This is a genomic window from Gemmatimonadaceae bacterium, from assembly GCA_019752115.1.
Taxonomy (GTDB): domain Bacteria; phylum Gemmatimonadota; class Gemmatimonadetes; order Gemmatimonadales; family Gemmatimonadaceae; genus Gemmatimonas.
The window spans coordinates 51,365-67,946 of record JAIEMN010000002.1 but is presented as its reverse complement, the minus strand read 5'-3'; the positions used below and the strand labels follow the sequence as shown (position 1 = coordinate 67,946).

Here is a 16,582-nt window from a genome sequence, read left to right as displayed (position 1 = left end):
GCCTCAGTCATACCACCCCTGCACAAACCACCGCGCGTCCGCACAGAACAGCAGCATCTGCCCCTCCTCCTCGGCCACGCAGCGCCAGTAGTCGCGCGCGTAGCCGTCGCCGCGCCACCAGTCGCCGCTCAGGCGTTCGGGACCGTGGGCTGACGCGAGGGTGAGCCGCCGCCCGCGCCACCAGATGGCGTCGGGGAGCCCGTGCGGCGCTTCGACTTCCACGGGTTCGGGGGCCTTGAGCAGGCGCAACACGGCGGGCGCGGTGCTGTCGGTGCTCGGTGGTGGTGGGAGGGGCGCCGAGGCGAGCGCGATGGGATCGGCGCTCACCCACGCACCGGTTTCCTCCACGCGATGCGTATCGCGCGCTTCGGGGTGCACTACGACTTCGCCGGTGTTCTCGGGGTCGAGCACGGCGCGCAGCCGCGCGAACACCGCTTCGGCGTTCATCGCGGCATCACGCCACGACGGCACCAGCAGATCGCCCTGATCTGCCGCGAGCGGCGCGGTGGCGGGGATGCTTACCGTAACGCCGATGATGGGCGCGGGGATGCGCCACCGCTCGAGGAGCGCGCGGCACTGATCGAAGAGGGGTTCGACGCGCGCGAGCGGACGCGCGGGCCGTACCTCGCGGGTGATGGTACGCTGGGGAATACTGAGGATCGAGCGGACAGTTCGTACGTCAGGAGTCAGGGGAGAGGGCGTAGGATGGAGTGCGCGTGCGGCGGCTGGCGCGCCGTCATCCGACGTCTCCATCACATTCGTATGCCCGCCCAACTCCGTCCCGATCTCCTCGATCGGATACTGCCGCCCGGCATCGAGCACGAGCGTCACCGCCACGGCGGCCGCGGCGCGCCCGTCATGCACACACTCCTGCAGCAACCGCTGCAGCTGCGCGCGCAACACGAACAGTACAGGCTCGGCGCTCTCCACCGCTTCCGGCAGTTCCACACTCGCACTGCGCGCGGCTTCCACACGCACCAGACCGGGGCGCCGCGCATCGTCACCGCGCGCGAGACGCCAGGCGGCGAGCCCCTCGGGGCCCCAGCGTTGTTCGATGTCGCCGGGGTCGAGACTCGCCAGCGCGCCCACGGTGCGCAGGCCGAGGGCCTGGAGCGCTTCGCGCAGATCATCGCCCATGGGGACGAGACCGAGTGGCGCGGGCGCGAGATAGCTGGCGCACTGCCCGGGCGGGACGATGGTGCAGTGCGCGTCGAGCTCACCGGCGCGCGGCTTCTTGGCGAGCGGTGCCCAGGTGGCGGCGCGCGCGGCGACACACGAACTCGCAATGGCGATCCGCGCCTCGGGGTGCCACTGCCGCGCGATGGCGTGCAGCGCCTCGATGAGTGCGACTTCGCCGCCCAGCGCATCGAAGCCCGTCGCTCCCACCCACCACATGCCGGGCGCGCCACTCACCGGCGTGACCTGCGGGCTCGCGGCGAGCAGCGCGCTGGTGGCGGCGAGCATCGCGTCGGTGATGGCATGATCATCCCAGGTGCGCACATCGAGCGCCGCGCACCGGGCTCGCGCCTCGGCGATCGTCATCCCCGCGCGCACCCCCGCGCGACCGGCGGCGAGTGATACCACGCGCAATCGCGTATCGGTCGCGAGCGCGCGCGGTACGCTATCCCAGTGCAGCGGGATCGCGTTGGCGCTCTCGTTCGCGTTCTGGTTGACGGCCGTCGCGCCCGACGCGCGGCGAGCCGTTGCTGCCACGCGATTGTCCACTGTGACTCGTGAGGATGGCGCCCGTCCGTTCGCGCGCGAGCTCGCGGCGGGAGCGGCGCCCGTAGCCGGATTCGGCGGCGCGTCGCCGGCCGCGGTACGTGGTCCAGTCGCGCGTGAGCCGGTCGAGCTCGCGCGTGTGCTGTTCGCTGAGCCGGTCGGGGGCGTCGTCGAGTCCAGCAGCAAGTCGAGCTGGATGGCCGGGAAGGTCAGTTCCGTACAGATCGTGGCTCCCGACGCCGAGTCCACCCCAGGTGACGGGATGTTCGGCGACGGGCTGCCCGGCGGCATCGGTGTGGGTGTCGGTACTGTTGCCGCGGGCGGCCCAGGGACGACGCGCGCTTCGCGCCACCCCGCGCCGATCGGGAATCTCGGAATCCGTACACACGCGACGCGCCACGACGACGACACGGGGAACCTCGAACGCACTGGGCTGATGATGGGAAGCGGCCCCCTTCTCCACGGTAACCGACATGGCGGGCTCGCTGGTGCTGCTGGTGCTGCTCGTACTGCCGGGGCGTCGTCGTCGGGACGCCTGGTGCAGTGACGGTGGCAGGCTGAGGGTGAGCCGCACGCGCACCGTGCCGGCGAGCCGTGTGTTGCGCGATTCGCCGGGTTGGAGATGCTCGAGCACCACACACGCTGCGTCGCGTTCGCGCGCGAGCTGCCCGAGTCGCACGCCCTGCACGCGCGTGAGGGGTGGCGCGCCATCGATGACCACCAACCCAAACACGCCGCTGCGCAGCAGCAGATCAGCGGCCCACGCACTGCGCTTGGCATCGGGTGGGCGCACCACCACGAAGCGCTCTCCCAGATCGGCCCACGGGGCCGGCGCGAGGGTATGGCGGGCGTCGATCCAGGCGACCCACGCGCCGCTGTGCAGCACGCGTGCGACCACCTGACGGAGGAGCGCGGTTTTACCCACGGCGAGCGGGCCGGAGAGTTCGGTGATGCGCCCCCGCGGCACACCGCCCCCCAGCGCGCGATCGAGCCGCGGGACGCCGGTGGGCCAGGGGGCGCCAGTCGTGCGCCCGCCGATGACCACGGCATCCAGCTGGGCGCGCAGGGGGGTGAGGGCCTCGAGGGAGGCGGCGACTGACGCAGACATCGTTTTCGGATATTACCCGAATAAAGCCCGAAGCGCCAGAGGTCGGAATTGCCGAGGGGCCTGCGCCGTCTGGAACGGGGCCGCAGTATTGCAGACCTGCCCGTTCTCCCCACCCGGAGTTTTCGTGATGCCCCGCTGGCCGTCCCCGGTTGTCCGTGCGCTCCTGATCGGCCTGCTCACCACCGGCTGCGGCAACGCCACCGAGAACGTGACGTACGATCCCGTGGTGGAGCGCTACATCGGCACCTGGAACGCGGTGCGGATGGGGAATGCAGCCCTGCCGTATCGCACCGCGAGCACGGCGCCCTATACCGAAGTCTCGTCGATTCAGCTCACGGTGGGGCAACTGCAGTTCAGCTTCGTGGAGACTGCGCAGCAATACACCGCCGGCAGCGCGACGCCGACCGCCGTGGGATGCGTCACCTCACGTCGCATCAAGGCGACGTCGAGCACGTTGATTGGTACCGACGTGATCAGTGCGAGTCCGCCGTGTCCGTTTCCCGACTTGGCCCTCAACTTCGTCGTGGCGGGCGATTCGCTGGCGGTGACGTATCGCGGGCAGCGGGTGGTGTTCGTACGGCAGTAGCCGCTGACGCACGATCAGAACAATGACAGTTGCGATTCGGTGGCGTCGAGGATGGCCGCCTCCAGTCGAAATGTCTCGTCGGCATCGCGCACGGACTCGCCGCTTTTCTTGTAGGCTCGCGTCCGCAGCCCATGCCTGCGGCACAGCCTCTCCACGACGCGATGCAGCCCGTCGCGATACGCGTCGCCGGCGTACACACTGTGGCGATACGTCTGCTCATAGCGTGCCGCGAGCGCGGGGAACGACGCCCGGATCATGGGCAGATAGCGACGCCGTGAGGCACTGCGCAGGCGAAGCGCGCAGGCGCCGAAGCTCGTCGCGCCGGCCTTGGCGACCTGCTCCACGACATCGGCGAGCATGCCGGGGTCGTCGGTGATACCGGGCAAGACGGGCATGCAATTCACGCTCACGTCGATACCGCCATCCGCCAACCGTCGCACGGCGCGCAGCCGGCTCTCGGGCGTGGGCGCGCGCGGTTCGAGCGTACGCGCGAGCTCGCGATCGGTGGTGATGAGCGACACGTGCACGCCCACGGTGTTGTGCCGCGCCAGCGATTGCAGCAGCGCGAGATCGCGCGTTACCAGCGGGCTCTTGGTGATGATCACGACCTTAAGTCCGCGCACGACCTGCAGCGCCTCGAGCACTTCACGCGTCACCCGAAAGCGACGCTCGGCGGGCTGATAGGGATCGGTGGCCGAGCCGATGACGAGCGACTCGCCAGCCCTGGGCGCCCGGGATGAGCGCAACGCCTCGCGCACACGCGCGCCGGCATGCTCCTTGACCAGTACGCGGCGTTCGAAGGCGAGCCACGGCGGCATCTCGCGGACGATCTGCCTCCCAAGGTCACCCGCGCGCTCGATGGTGTAGCGGTGCGTGTCGCGGGCGTAGCAATACGCGCAGCCGAAGGCGCACCCGACGTACGGGTTGATGGACCAGAAGCCCATATGCGTCGCCGCCGGGCTGTTGAGGATCCCACCGCCGGGAGCGGCGTGGTACCGGAGGTCGGCCTGCTCACTCAGAAGGCGGAGCGGGTCGGGGAGGATCGGCAGGGCATCCATACTTGGATGGTACCGAATATATACCGAAAGTGCAAACTGATCAGTTCTGGGTTTCGGGTTTTTGGTTGGGGGTTACGGGTTGGGTTCCGAGTGGGGTAGTCTCTCTCCATGACCGACGCACGGCTCTCGGATATCGAAGTGCACCGCAACCTGAGCGCACTGCCCGGCTGGGCGCGCAAAGGGGACGCGATCGCGAAGACCTACCACTTCGCCACGTTCCCGGCGGGGATCGCCTTCATCGCGCGCGTGGCCGAGGTGGCCGAGGCGCAGCAGCATCATCCCGATATCGACATCCGGTACACGCGCGTGCAGTTCGCGTGCAGTACGCATGATGCGGGCGGGATTACGGCGAAGGACTTTCTGCTCGCGTCGGCGATTGAAGCCCTGGCGGCATCGTAGGGGCGCCGAAGGCGCCCTAGTTCTTTCGCAGCGAAACCGACCCGTTCACCGTGCTCGCCCGCAGCCGTGTCCGACCATCCCCAATCGTCCCCCGCAGCCGCCGCGGTGAGAGCGTCCCACTGATCGTGATGGGGAAGTCGGTGCTCACGCGACCGTTCACCGTGCCCAGTTCGAGTTCGGCGCCGAAGTTGGACGGGAGTTCGAGCGTGATGGAGCCGTTCACCGTCTGGTAGTCGAGATCCTCGGCGCGGCCGAGTGAGCCCATGGCGACGGTGATGCTGCCGTTGGTGGTGCGGGCGCGAACGGGGCCGCCGGCGCTGCGGGCGGTGATGCCGCCGTTCACGGTCTGGGCGCGCACTTCGGTGGTGACGTCACGCACTTCGATCGCGCCGTTCACCGTGTTGAGGTCGACGCGTACGCCATCGGGGACGCGCACCTGGAAGTGCACCGACACATCGTTGTTCTCGTTCCAGCGCATGCGTCGTTCGTTGTGGATCCCGTCTTCTTCGCACGTCGCGCCTTCGTTGAAGAGCGCGCAGATCACGACATCATCACCGAACTTCTTCGGTTCGATGCGTACCATCTCGGGGTTGCCCTTGCGCCATCGCTTTTCGGCGGTGACCTCCACGCGGCCGCTGGTGCTGCGCGTGACATCGACGCCGCCGTTCACGTTCTTGATGGCGATGGTGCGCCCCGACGGAATGCTGCCGGACCAGGTAAAGGCGTTGTCGCGACGCGAGTCCTGAGCACGGGCCGGCGCGGAGACGGCCACGCCGATGGTGAGTGCCGCGAAGGCGGCGGAAAGCAGGCGGGAGCGCATGGGAAGGCTCGGAGGAAAGCGAAGAATCAGGAGCGGATGCCGCGCACGAGGCGCACGTCACCGCTGGAAGTTGAGAGGTCGAGCCGCAGCGTCGCGGGGGTGGAGCCGTTGCCGATTTCATAGTGCCGAGTGGCGCGCCGGCTGCGGGAACCGCCGACCTCACCGGGCATCAGCGTGAGCGGCCCGCCGGCGTCGAGTTCGCCGCTGATCGTGGTGAAGTCGAGCGCGGCGCGCGCGCCACCCGGCAGGCGGAGCGTGATGTCGCCGGAGTGTGAGGTGGCCTGGACGCGGGCGTCATCGGCCAGCCCGCCGTCGACCGTGACGTCGCCACTGATACTTTCGGCGGTGACGCTGGTGATGCGATCACCGTCAACGCGCAGGGTGCCGCTGGTGGTCTTGAGTTCGACGTCGCCGCGTACGCCGCGCAGATGCACGTCCCCGCTGATCGTGCTGACACGTACCCCGGTCACCGAGCCGACGACATCCACATCGCCGCTGAACGTGTCAACGCGCAGGCGGCCGGAGAGATTGTCGGCCACGAGATCGCCACTCACTGTCTTGATGTCGACATCGCCGCGCAAGTCGCGCAGGTCCACATCGGCCGACGAGGTGTTGACGACCAGCCGCACGTTGCGCGGGAGATCGAGCTCGAGCGGACCGTCATCGTCGCGATCGCGGGTGCGTTCATTCACGACGATGCCAACCCCGCTCGGACGGAGCTGGTAGTTGCGACCGCCGCCGCGCACGCTGCCGGTGCTGCGGTCGGTGCCGCGCACGATCAGGCGACCGGTGCGCAGCGTGACGTCAACGACGGCGTTGTCGGGGAGGCGGAGGGTCGAATCCTGGGCGTGGAGGCTCGACGCGGCGAGTGCTGAGAGGAACAGCAGACCGCGGAAGCTGAACAGCGGACGCTGGACGGCGGGAGCTGGACGACGGGTCACGGCGGGGGTCATAGCAGCGCCACCTTGCGCATCAGCTCCAGCTTGGCCTCGAGGGCGCGATCGAGCTGCTGCGCGACGAACGCACTGCGCGGGTCCTTCGCGAGCGCCTTGCGGCTGTCCGCGATGGCCTGATCAATGATCTGAAGATTGCGGCGGAGCTCGCTCACGGTCGTGCTGTCCAGCTCAGTGAACCGCTCGTTCACGATGCGGCGGAGGGCGACGATCTCGCGCTCGTATGTCACGCCAGGGGCCACCGGCACGGCACTGTTCGCCACCGTCGTCGCGACCGCCTCCGGCCGGCCCACTACCAGCTCGGCTTTCGGCACCACCAGCGAGCTGTCGGGCGTCTGCGGCTGCTGCGGCGTGACGGGGGCCGCGGTGGCCACGCGCGCGCTGTCCGTCTGAACGCCATCGCCGCCGGCGCGCGTGGCGAACTGCCAGGTCACGCCGGCGGTGATCGCCATGAGCGCTGCGGCCGCTGCACCGAGCCGTCGCACGGACCAGTGAGCAACACCAGGCGCGCGCCGAGCGGCGGTGGGCAGGGGAACGACCTCGGTTTCGAGGCGCTCCGCGATGCCCGCCCACAGATCACGGGGCGGTGACAGCGCTGGCAACGCGCCGGCGTCGGCCACGATCTGCTCGAGGTCGCGCGTCAGCGCATCGCAGGCGGTGCACTGCGCTCGATGCGCGGTCATGAACGCCTGTTCGCTCGGGCTCAGCTCCTGCTCGAGCCAGGCGCCAAGTTGCGCCTCGAAGCGCGCGCAGTCGGGAGCGGTCGGGTTGGTCGGTAGGGCGTCGGTCATCGGTCCTTCATCGCGTAAGCGCGGCCCGCAACAGCATGCGGGCGCGGTGGAGCTGGGCCTTGCTGCCGCCCGGCGTAATGCCGAGCTGCTCACCAATCTCTTCGTGGGTAAAACCTTCGACGTCGTGGAGCACGAACACCCTGCGGGCCCCGTTCGGCAGCCCGGCGATCGCCTGCTCGAGATCGAGCCGGTCGCCCACCGCGAGCGGGCGACTCGGCGCATCGTCGAGCGCCCCGTCATCGGCCAGGCGCCCCGCCTGCACGCCGGCCGTCTTCCGGCGCGACAGAATCACGTTCACCGCCACGCGATGCAGCCACGTGCTGAACGCCGACTCGCCGCGGAAACCGGGCAGCTTCTGCCAGACCCGCACGAACACGTCCTGCGTGACCTCGTCGGCCAGCACCCGGTCCCCCAGCATGCGCACGCCGAGGCTGTAGACGCGGTCCACATGCGCCCGGTACACCCGCTCGAACGCCGCGCGATCGCCGCGGGCGGCGGCGGTCACGTCACTCGGCACGGGCAGGCCCGTGTCGGTGGCGGCGAGTTCGAGGGTGGGGTCAGTCACACGCAGGGCGAGCAAAAGGGCTCCGGAAACTTGGCACGGGATTGGATACCGTGAGCCCCGGGAGGGTTTGAACCCCCGTGCGACTTACAGTTGCGCCACGACCTGCGGCAATTCGGTCATGCTGCCCATCCAGAAATCGGGGTGCGCCGGCGCCAACTCGTCCCGGGTGAACGGCCCCCACAGCGCCGCCCCGGTCCGGCTCCCGGCCGACCGGCCGGCATGCATGTCGTGCGGCGAATCGCCGACAAACAGCGCCCGCGCCGGCGGCACCCCGAGCCGCTCACACGCCAGCCACACCGGATCGGGCAGGGGCTTATGGCGTGCCGTCTCCTCATACGTCACGATCGCATCGAACGCGCCCAGCAGCCCCACATGCCGTAAGGATCGATCCGTCATGCCGCGCCCCTTGCTGGTCACGATCGCCGTCGGGTGCCCCTCCGCGCGCGCCCACGCCAGCATCTCGGGCACCCCGGCAAAGGCCGTCGTGAGCCGCTCGAGATGGAGATCCTGGTACTCGCGGTAGCGCGTCACCATGGCATCCACATCGGCCTCGGTGTCGCACCACTCCGCCAACTGCGTGCGCAGCGGCGTTCCGATCCCCGCCACCCACTGCGCCGTCGTCGGCCGCCGCTCGCGCGTTGCAAACGCAAACTCCATGCACTCGAGCAGGAGGCCGATGGAATCGATCAGCGTCCCATCAAGATCGAAGAGCAGAGCGTGGCGCGTGGTCATGGTGCGCGAAGTCTACACGCGCCGTTCGCGAAACGCAGCGCACGCCACCAGGAGGAGCACATACCGCACGCGCCCGCCCGACGCGCCCTCCGTCTCCGGTGTCGACACCCGCTCCTCAGCTGCCGGCGCCCGCGCCATCCAGTCGCCGACCGGCGCATTCCCCTGGGCGAGCCACCCGCGCAACGCCCGCTCCGCCACCGGCGAGCGCGCCATCGCCACCGCTCGCTGTGCCCGCACGAAGAACGGCGCCAGTCGCACCCGCTCCGCAACCGACAGCCCCCGCGCCACCCACGCGAGCTGCGCCGACGCGCTCCGCTGCACCGCACTCAGTGCCCCGGGATCCTCCCCCGCAATCACCCGCGCCGCCGCGCGCCCACGCCACCGCGCTTCGGCGCGCCACACCCCGCGCAGCCACGCGCGCTTCGCCGCACTCGACACCTGCGCCGGCGCCACCGGCCCCGCACTCGCCGCCGCCACGAACGCCATCACCCGCGCATCGCGCCCACTGACGCGCCATCCGCCATCCACCAACCAGGCGGCCATCACGCCGCTCGCCGCGCGCGATGCGCCGCCCGCGATCAGCGCCGCCACCACCGGTCGCACACCACCCACCACGGGCAAGGCCCGCACGCGCTGCACCGCCACCCGTAGCGACGCCGCATCCGGGACATCCACCGCGTCCGATGCACGGGCCCACTCGGCAAACTGCGCCAGCAGTGCACTGCGCACTTCCACCACACTCCGCGATCTCCCGGCGCGCCCCACCACCCGCGCACCAATCGCCGCCTTGCGCACCACCCGCGCCTCCCATCGCAACGCCCCCTCGACCTCGAGCGACGGCGCCAGCCGATAGACGTGCACCACCCCCCACGGTGAGCCCATGCGCACCGCGCGCCCCACTCGCTGATCACGCAACGCCGCGGTCCACGGCGCATCGCAATGCACCACGACGCCCGCATCCTGCAGGTTCACCCCCTCGGCTAACAGATCCGTCGTCAGCAGCACACGGATCGCCGCATGCGACGGCGGTGGCGGACGTTCATGCGCCCTCGGCGCGAATCGCTGCAACGCCTCCTGCCGGCCGATCGGGCCGCTGGCAATCCGCGCACGCGCACCGGTCAGCATCCCGACGCCAGCGATATCGCGGAGCGCCCGGTACATCGCCTCCACCGTGCGCGCGTACTGCGAGAACGCCACTACCGGCACCCCCGGATGCGCCGCCACTACGCGCCTCAACCACGCCGCCCGCTCCGCGTCACTACCACCGGCGCTCCGCAGCGCATCGGAAAGCGCTTCCAGCGCCGCCAGGTGACGGTCCAAAACGGCGAGCAACGGCCCATGCTCCACCGGCCCCGACGCCAACAGCTCGGCGAATCCGAGCTGCACGTCGCCCTCCGAGACGGCCCACGATCGCAGCTCCGCCTGCGTCGGATGGCGCCCCACCTCCAACGCATCGCGCAACACCGCGCCGCGCAACCGCCGCCTGCGCACCGCATCGAGCAACGCCGCCTCGCTCGAACACCAGGCGCGCAGCAACCCCATGCGGATGAGCGCCCCGGCCTCCGCCCCGTCCTTGGCCGGCAACGGCGCCGGCAACGCCATGATCCGCTCCAGAATCGCGCGATCCATCGGTACCCGATGCGCCCGATGCCACCGCACCGCCGGCCGGCTCCCCGCGACGGCACTCGATGCCCCGCCCACCATGGCCGCGTCTCGGCGCACGATCAGCTCCGCACGCCGCCCCGCCTCCAGTAGGTTCGGCCGACTTCCGGCAAAGAGCGCCAGCATCGCCCGGACATCGCCCTCGCGATTGTGCACGGGCGTCGCCGACAGCAACAGCACATCCGCGCCGGCAATCGCTGCTGACACCCGTTGGTATCGCTGCGTGGCGGGATTCCGCAGATGATGCGCCTCGTCGATGATCACCAGTCGTCGCGCGCCCGTATCGAGCGCAGGCCCATCGCCACGCGAAAAGGCATGCAGCGACACGAGCGCGGCTCCCGTGGTGTGCGTGCGCCGCACCGCCGCCGCCCACATCGGCAACAGCGCCGCTGGCGCAATCACCATGCACCGCTCGTACTCCCGCGCCACGGCCAGCCCCACGTACGTCTTGCCCAACCCCACATCATCGGCGAGCAACGCCCCGCCATGTCGCGCCAGTATGCGCAGCAGTCGCGCCGCTGCCTCCCGCTGATGCGGGGCCAGCACCACCTCGCCCAACGTCGGCGAGGGAAGTGGCGGCAACACACTCTGCGCGACGTAGGCACGCACCAGCTCGAGCCGCCGCTGCGCCACGCGCGACGAACGCGGCGCGGGGGGCACCGCATCCTCAGCCGCGCGGCTCGGCGATGTCATCCCAGGATCCTCACGCATGCACGTACCACTCCAGCAGGGGAAGCAATTCGTTGACCGGAATCCCATAGGCGAGCGCCACCAGCTCATCCAGATCGAGCAAGGCGTTCGTCTGCGCCTCGAGCTGCCGGTGATCATCCCGCGACAACGCGCGACCGGCCGGCGCGAGCAGGCGCACAGCCGACGCCCAATCCCGCGGCACCGGTAACGCGGCGACCGTCCACCCCAGAAAGCGGCGGAACCCGCCACGCGCTGGCTCGGCGAGCACATCCAACCACGCCGACGCGATCGTGGAGCGCAGGAGCGCATGCAGCGCATAGGCGTCGTTGGGATGCGGCGCCCGCACGACATAGCAGGAGTTGAGCGGCACCGTGGGATCGCCGGGCAGCAGCACCCGCGAGCGTAACTTCCGACCGATGTCCGCCCACACGATGCGCACCGCATCGCTCCGCGCCGCTTCGGTACGGAAGAGCGTCCACCACGGCTGCCGATGCCGGATATCCGACCGGCTGCTCAAACCCGGTTTCCATTGCGCCATCCACCGCGCCGTCGCCGGTGGCAGCGTGCGCAGCACCTCGCCCGCCGAGTTGTGCGTCCAGATGATGCGCAGCGTTTGTGCAGAGCCGCTTGTCGTTACCTCATGATCGAGGAACCAGTGACCGACCTCCTCACCACGCAGAACCGGGCGCAACAGCGTGCGCTCGATGACCCCCTGGCGCGGGCGCGCAGGATCGTCGGTCATCACGGTCGCCGTATCATCATCATGCTCCACCGCCCGCACCAGAAAGGCCGCGTTGTACCCGCACTTCACCCCCAGCAGCGGCCGCCCCATCACGGACTGCGCGAGGGGTACGCCCGTGCGCCGCAACGTCTCGAAGGCCGCCTGCGCCGGCGCCGGCAGCAACACCCACGGCGCGCCCGCCTCGCCGCCCAGCGACAGCGCCGGCGCACTGGTGCTGAAGCGCGTGGTGTGCGTTCGCGTGATCGAAATGCGGATCGTCATCTCTTGCGCCGAGCCAGTGGTGGTGGTGAGAACCGCCGACCCCTCCGACGGGGCTGCCGCCCACTCGGCCAGCGCCAGCCGCTCCACTGGCGCTCGGCGCGTGGCGACCACGAGCGACGGATAGGTCGCGGCATCGAACTGCGCCGGCGCGTCGCTCCAGTCGTGCAGCGCACGCAGCTGCGCGTCTCGCAACAGCAGCCGCCGAACGCCGCCGCCCGACAGCGTCCGCCACAGCTTGGCCGGCACGAGCAGCGCCAGCGTGCCGTTCGGGGCCAGCAATTGCACGGCGCGCTCGATGAACGCCACCGCCAGATCGGCCTGCCCGGCAAAGCCCGCCCCCGCACCGGCACCCCGCGCCCCGTCCCGCCACGTGGCATCGCGCATCGTCCGGAACTCCTGCCGCAGCCACACCCGCTCGGCGACCGGCATGGCATGCGGCCGCACCCACGGCGGGTTCCCCACCACCAGCGTGAATCCGCCCCGCGCCGCGACATCGGCAAACATCGCTGCATAGCGAAAGGGCAACGCCCCACCCAGCGCCAGCGCGCGACGCTGCAACGCCAGCGCCCGCACCGACAGACGCAGCAGCGCCAGCTGCGCGCGATCCGCCGCCGATGCACGTCGCCGTTCACCGAACAGGTCGCGCCCGCGCAACGACAGCAGGAGTGCTTCACGCTCGGCGTACACCGCGCTCCGGCGACGGTCCAGCTCCGCAAGCGCTCGCTGGCGCTCCTCGCGGTCGAGCTCACTGGCCAAGGTGGCCTTGCGCGCCCCGCTGGCGCGTACGTAGCGCGCCCGCAGCGCGGTGAGCCGCGCTGGCGACGGTGGGGCAAAGTCGAACGCCCCACCCGCCAGCGAGTCGCCCACACGAATGTGATGATCGAGATTCGGCAGCGGTGCCAGGCGCGCGACATCCGGCTCGGCGCATTCAATCACCACCGACAGCCACAGTCGAAGCTCGCAGAGCCATACGGCCATCGGCTGACGGTCCACCCCGAAGACGGAGCGCGTCAGCACCTCGCGACGGCGCACATGCGCCTCCCGCACGTCGCCACACGCCGCCAGCGCTGCATCGATACGCTCGAGTACGTGCACCAGGAACGCCCCCGAGCCGCACGCCGGATCAAGCACCCGCAGCGCCTCGAGCTGCGGCCGCAACCGCGCAGCCAGTGCCGCCGGCAGGGGGCGTACATCCGGCTGATCGTCGAGCAGAGCTGTCGGCAGTTCGGGGATTGCACTGAGCAATGCCTCACGCACCGCCTGCGCGACCAGATGCGGCGGCGTGTAGAAGGAACCGGAACGCCGCCGTTCCTCGGCTGCCATCAACGACTCGAAGGCACGTCCCAGCATTTCCGGATCCACCGCGGCCTCCGACCAACTGGCGGAGTCTTCGCGCGCGGTAAAGCGATAGCGGTCGAGCACGCCCGTCACGAGTCCTGTGAGCGCGTCATTGCTGAAGCGGTAGCGCGTGAAGCGCTTCTCGAGCGGCGTGGGCGTGAACAGGCCGCCGTTGAGAAAGGGCACCGCCCCGAACGCCCGCGCCACGGGCGCCCGTCGGGAACGTGGCGTGTTGAGCGTGCCGAAGAAGAGCGGCCGCAACAGCGCCTCGTGCAGCGAGCCATTGGCCTCGAGCACCCGCAGCGCGTGCTGCATGAGGAAGTCCCGTTGCCCGTTGAGCCACCCTTTCGCCTCGATGAAGGCGAGGAACAGCAGGCGCGACGCGGCGAGCAACGCCAGCTCGCGCCGCTCCATGGCGAGTGGCGAGGCCGGAGGGCGGCCCGGCCGACGCGGGGTGTCCGCCAGCGAGAGGGAGTCGCCAAGCGCGGTGACGCTCTGTTCAAGTGCCCGGTAGAAGCGATGCGTGAGCGCATCGCGGCGCAGGATGTCGGTGAAGCGCGCATGGCGGAGCAGCGGGTCGTCATCGGTCACCGCGGCGAGCGCCCGTACCGTGTCGGCATCGGAGTCGAGCACGCGCCGCCGATCGAGGCGCAGCGCGGCAATGCGCGGCCCGTGGGGCGAGTCGGTGACGGTGGCGAGCGTGAGCAGGTGCCCGTCGTGATCGATCGCCAGCACACACCAGTGCCGGGTGGGCGAGCGCTTCACGAGCTGCACCGCCAGCAGGCGGGTGCGCTCGCGGGCATCGTAGGTCGGGCCAACAGCCGCCGGCGGCGCCAGGCGGGCGAGCAAGCAGCAGATCGCACCGCTCCCCGGGACCAGCCGGGCCTGGCTCGCGTAGGAAGCGATACCCAGATCGCGCCGCGCGGCCCCGCGCAGGCGGGTCACCTCGCCGGTGAAGCCCAGCAGGTGCGCGATGGGGAGCATCGTGTCGAGCGAATCGGCCGATGCGAGAAGGGAAGCAGCAGTCTTGATGGTGAGCACGGCGGCACGATGTGTCGTGTGCGCGCGACGTGTGTCATCGGAACGTTGCGCATTGGATCATTTCATTCGAGGTTGCGTGGATGACCACCGCCCATTCCGCGCCCCAAGCCTCGGTTCGCGACGTCGCGGCCGTGTTCGTGCGGCTCGGCGTGACGGCCTTCGGTGGACCGCTGGCGCACATCGCCGCCATGGAAGACGAACTCGTCACGCGGCGGCAGTGGGTGTCGCGCGAGGAGTTCGCCGATCTGGTGGGTGCGGCCAATCTCATTCCCGGCCCCAACTCCACCGAGCTCGCCAGTCACCTCGGCTATCGGCGTGCCGGATGGCCGGGGCTCGTGGCCGCCGGCGTGGGGTTCATCCTCCCCGCCGTGCTCCTCGTGTGGGGGCTCGCCGTGCTTTACACGCGGCTCGGCGCACGCGTGGACGTCGCGGCCGCCCTCAGTGGCATGCAGCCCGCGGTGCTCGCGGTGGTGGTGCAGGCGGCCTGGCGACTGAAAGGCAGCTTCGTACGGTCGCGACTCGCCGCCGTGCTCGCCGGCGCGGCACTGGTCGCGGTGCTGGCGGGGGTGTCGGAGCTCACCGTGCTGCTGGCGGCGGTGATCCTGGCGATCGCGATGATCGCACGAACCAATACCAGCGCCCTCCCCGTGGCGCTCTCCGCTACCGGCGCGGCCGCCACGACCACGCTCGGCACGGGTACGATTTTTCTGAGCTTTGCCAAGATCGGCAGCGTGCTGTACGGGAGCGGGTATGTGCTGCTCACCTTCCTGCGGGGGGAGTTCGGCGAGCGGCTGCATGTGCTGACCGACGCCCTCGCGGTGGGGCAGGTGACGCCAGGCCCCGTCTTCTCGGCGGCCACCTTTGTGGGCTATCTGCTCGGAGGTTCGGCCGGGGCCTGGGCGGCCACCGCCGGGATCTTTCTCCCCGCGTTCGTGGGGGTGGCGCTCACCGCGCCCTTCGTTCGGCGGCTCCGTGGGGACCCGCGTCTGGCGCCGGCCCTCGATGTCGTGAATGCCGTGTCCCTCGCGCTGATGGTGAGCGTGGTACTCGTCATGGCGCGGGCAGTGGCCGCGCAGCCGCTTGCGCTCGCTATCTTTCTGGCCACCTCCCTGTTGTTGCTCACCACGCGCGTGGGGGCGGGTTGGGTTCTCCTGCTGGGAGGGCTCGCCGGCCTGCTGCGCCTGCTCTGACCTGGTGTCTCTCGCGATGCGGACCTGCTGGCTCAACGGCGAATTCCTGCCTGAAGATCAGGCCAAGCTGTCGATCTTCGATCGTGGCGTGCTCTTTGGCGACGGCGTGTACGAAGTGGCCGCCGTGTTCAACGGCCGCCTGCTGGACGCCGATCTGCACCTCCATCGACTCGAGCGTTCGCAGCGCATGATCGGCCTCCCGGCGCCGGCGACCACCGCGCAGTGGCTCGACGTGATGCAGCAGCTGGCGACGAAGAATGCGATCGAGGAAGGGCTGGTGTATCTGCAGGTCACGCGGGGCCCCGCCGAGCGTGACTTTCCGTTCCCGGCGAACCCCACGCCCACGGCGTTCGCGTACGCGCGTCCCAAGCGTCTGAGCGACGACCCGAATGCGAGCGGCGTGCGCCTCCATGTCGTGCCCGACCTGCGGTGGGCGCGCTGCGACATCAAGAGTACGTCCATGCTGGCGCAGGTCCTTGCCAAGCAGGCCGCGCGCACAGCGGGCGCCTTCGAAGCGCTCATGCACGAAGACGGCGTGGTGACCGAGGGCGGCTCGAGCAACCTGTGGATGGTGAAGCACGGCATGGTGCAGACGCGGCCGCTCTCGACCGACATTCTGGCCGGCATCACCCGGCATGCGTTGCTGGATGTTGCCGAGGCGCACGGCGTGACGGTGAAGCAGCGCGCGTTCACGCTCGAGCAGGCGCTGGGCGCCGACGAGCTCTTCCTGACGAGCGCCACGAGCTTCGTGCTGCCGGTGACACAGGTCGATGACCACACCATCGCCAATGGTCAGCCCGGGCCCGTCACGACCGCGTTGCGCAACGGCTACATCGAACGGGCGCGTCGCCTCACGGCGTAGACCTCCGTTACTCCGTCCCTCCGTTGCTTCCAGCAAGATGTACTCGCACCGCTGACCTCGGT

Annotated in this window: 14 protein-coding genes; 4 read left to right on the top strand and 10 right to left on the bottom strand. The window is 70.1% G+C overall.

Annotated features, from left to right (window positions below):
* Positions 1 to 3 precede the first annotated feature (3 nt).
* Positions 4 to 1,713: a hypothetical protein gene (locus tag K2R93_00645; GenBank protein ID MBY0488319.1), complete on the bottom strand. Its 1,710-nt coding sequence runs from the start codon at positions 1,711 to 1,713 to the stop codon at positions 4 to 6.
* Positions 1,622 to 2,830, bottom strand: a complete 1,209-nt coding sequence (locus tag K2R93_00640; GenBank protein MBY0488318.1) for a DNA recombination/repair protein RecA — start codon at positions 2,828 to 2,830, stop codon at positions 1,622 to 1,624. Before K2R93_00640 ends, K2R93_00645 begins: the two co-directional genes overlap by 92 nt.
* Before the next feature lie 127 nt (positions 2,831 to 2,957).
* Here K2R93_00640 and K2R93_00635 point away from each other — a divergent pair, with 127 nt between their 5' ends.
* Complete coding sequence (locus K2R93_00635) at positions 2,958 to 3,416, top strand: hypothetical protein (GenBank protein MBY0488317.1); 459 nt, start codon at positions 2,958 to 2,960, stop codon at positions 3,414 to 3,416.
* Positions 3,417 to 3,430: 14 nt separating this feature from the next.
* Here the strand turns inward: K2R93_00635 and K2R93_00630 are convergent, their stop codons facing one another.
* On the bottom strand, positions 3,431 to 4,474 hold the full coding sequence (locus K2R93_00630) for a radical SAM protein (protein MBY0488316.1): 1,044 nt from the start codon (positions 4,472 to 4,474) through the stop codon (positions 3,431 to 3,433).
* Between the two features lie 108 nt (positions 4,475 to 4,582).
* On the opposite strand from K2R93_00630, the gene K2R93_00625 reads away from it, so the two are divergent.
* On the top strand, positions 4,583 to 4,873 hold the full coding sequence (locus tag K2R93_00625) for a 4a-hydroxytetrahydrobiopterin dehydratase (GenBank protein ID MBY0488315.1): 291 nt from the start codon (positions 4,583 to 4,585) through the stop codon (positions 4,871 to 4,873).
* Between the two features lie 16 nt (positions 4,874 to 4,889).
* Here the strand turns inward: K2R93_00625 and K2R93_00620 are convergent, their stop codons facing one another.
* From K2R93_00620 to K2R93_00590, 7 genes are all read right to left on the bottom strand, one after another.
* Positions 4,890 to 5,693 (bottom strand): DUF4097 domain-containing protein, encoded by an 804-nt coding sequence (locus tag K2R93_00620; protein MBY0488314.1) that lies wholly within the window; start codon positions 5,691 to 5,693, stop codon positions 4,890 to 4,892.
* Positions 5,694 to 5,719: 26 nt separating this feature from the next.
* Positions 5,720 to 6,634 carry a DUF4097 domain-containing protein gene (locus K2R93_00615; GenBank protein ID MBY0488313.1) on the bottom strand — a complete coding sequence of 305 codons (915 nt, stop codon included), beginning with the start codon at positions 6,632 to 6,634 and terminating at the stop codon, positions 5,720 to 5,722.
* An 8-nt stretch (positions 6,635 to 6,642) separates the two neighbouring features.
* Positions 6,643 to 7,437 (bottom strand): zf-HC2 domain-containing protein, encoded by a 795-nt coding sequence (locus K2R93_00610; protein MBY0488312.1) that lies wholly within the window; start codon positions 7,435 to 7,437, stop codon positions 6,643 to 6,645.
* Positions 7,438 to 7,444: 7 nt separating this feature from the next.
* Positions 7,445 to 8,002, bottom strand: a complete 558-nt coding sequence (locus K2R93_00605) for an RNA polymerase sigma factor (protein MBY0488311.1) — start codon at positions 8,000 to 8,002, stop codon at positions 7,445 to 7,447.
* An 84-nt stretch (positions 8,003 to 8,086) separates the two neighbouring features.
* Positions 8,087 to 8,734 carry an HAD-IA family hydrolase gene (locus K2R93_00600; GenBank protein MBY0488310.1) on the bottom strand — a complete coding sequence of 216 codons (648 nt, stop codon included), beginning with the start codon at positions 8,732 to 8,734 and terminating at the stop codon, positions 8,087 to 8,089.
* A 12-nt stretch (positions 8,735 to 8,746) separates the two neighbouring features.
* A complete protein-coding gene (locus tag K2R93_00595; protein MBY0488309.1) occupies positions 8,747 to 11,107 on the bottom strand; it encodes a DEAD/DEAH box helicase in 2,361 nt (786 codons plus the stop codon).
* The gene (locus tag K2R93_00590) at positions 11,100 to 14,468 is read right to left on the bottom strand and encodes an N-6 DNA methylase (GenBank protein MBY0488308.1); all 3,369 of its coding nucleotides are present in this window, start codon (positions 14,466 to 14,468) and stop codon (positions 11,100 to 11,102) included. Before K2R93_00590 ends, K2R93_00595 begins: the two co-directional genes overlap by 8 nt.
* A gap of 80 nt (positions 14,469 to 14,548) precedes the next feature.
* On the opposite strand from K2R93_00590, the gene chrA reads away from it, so the two are divergent.
* Positions 14,549 to 15,658 (top strand): chromate efflux transporter, encoded by a 1,110-nt coding sequence (gene chrA, locus K2R93_00585; GenBank protein ID MBY0488307.1) that lies wholly within the window; start codon positions 14,549 to 14,551, stop codon positions 15,656 to 15,658.
* Positions 15,659 to 15,674: 16 nt separating this feature from the next.
* On the top strand, positions 15,675 to 16,520 hold the full coding sequence (locus K2R93_00580) for a D-amino-acid transaminase (protein MBY0488306.1): 846 nt from the start codon (positions 15,675 to 15,677) through the stop codon (positions 16,518 to 16,520).
* Positions 16,521 to 16,582 lie beyond the last annotated feature (62 nt).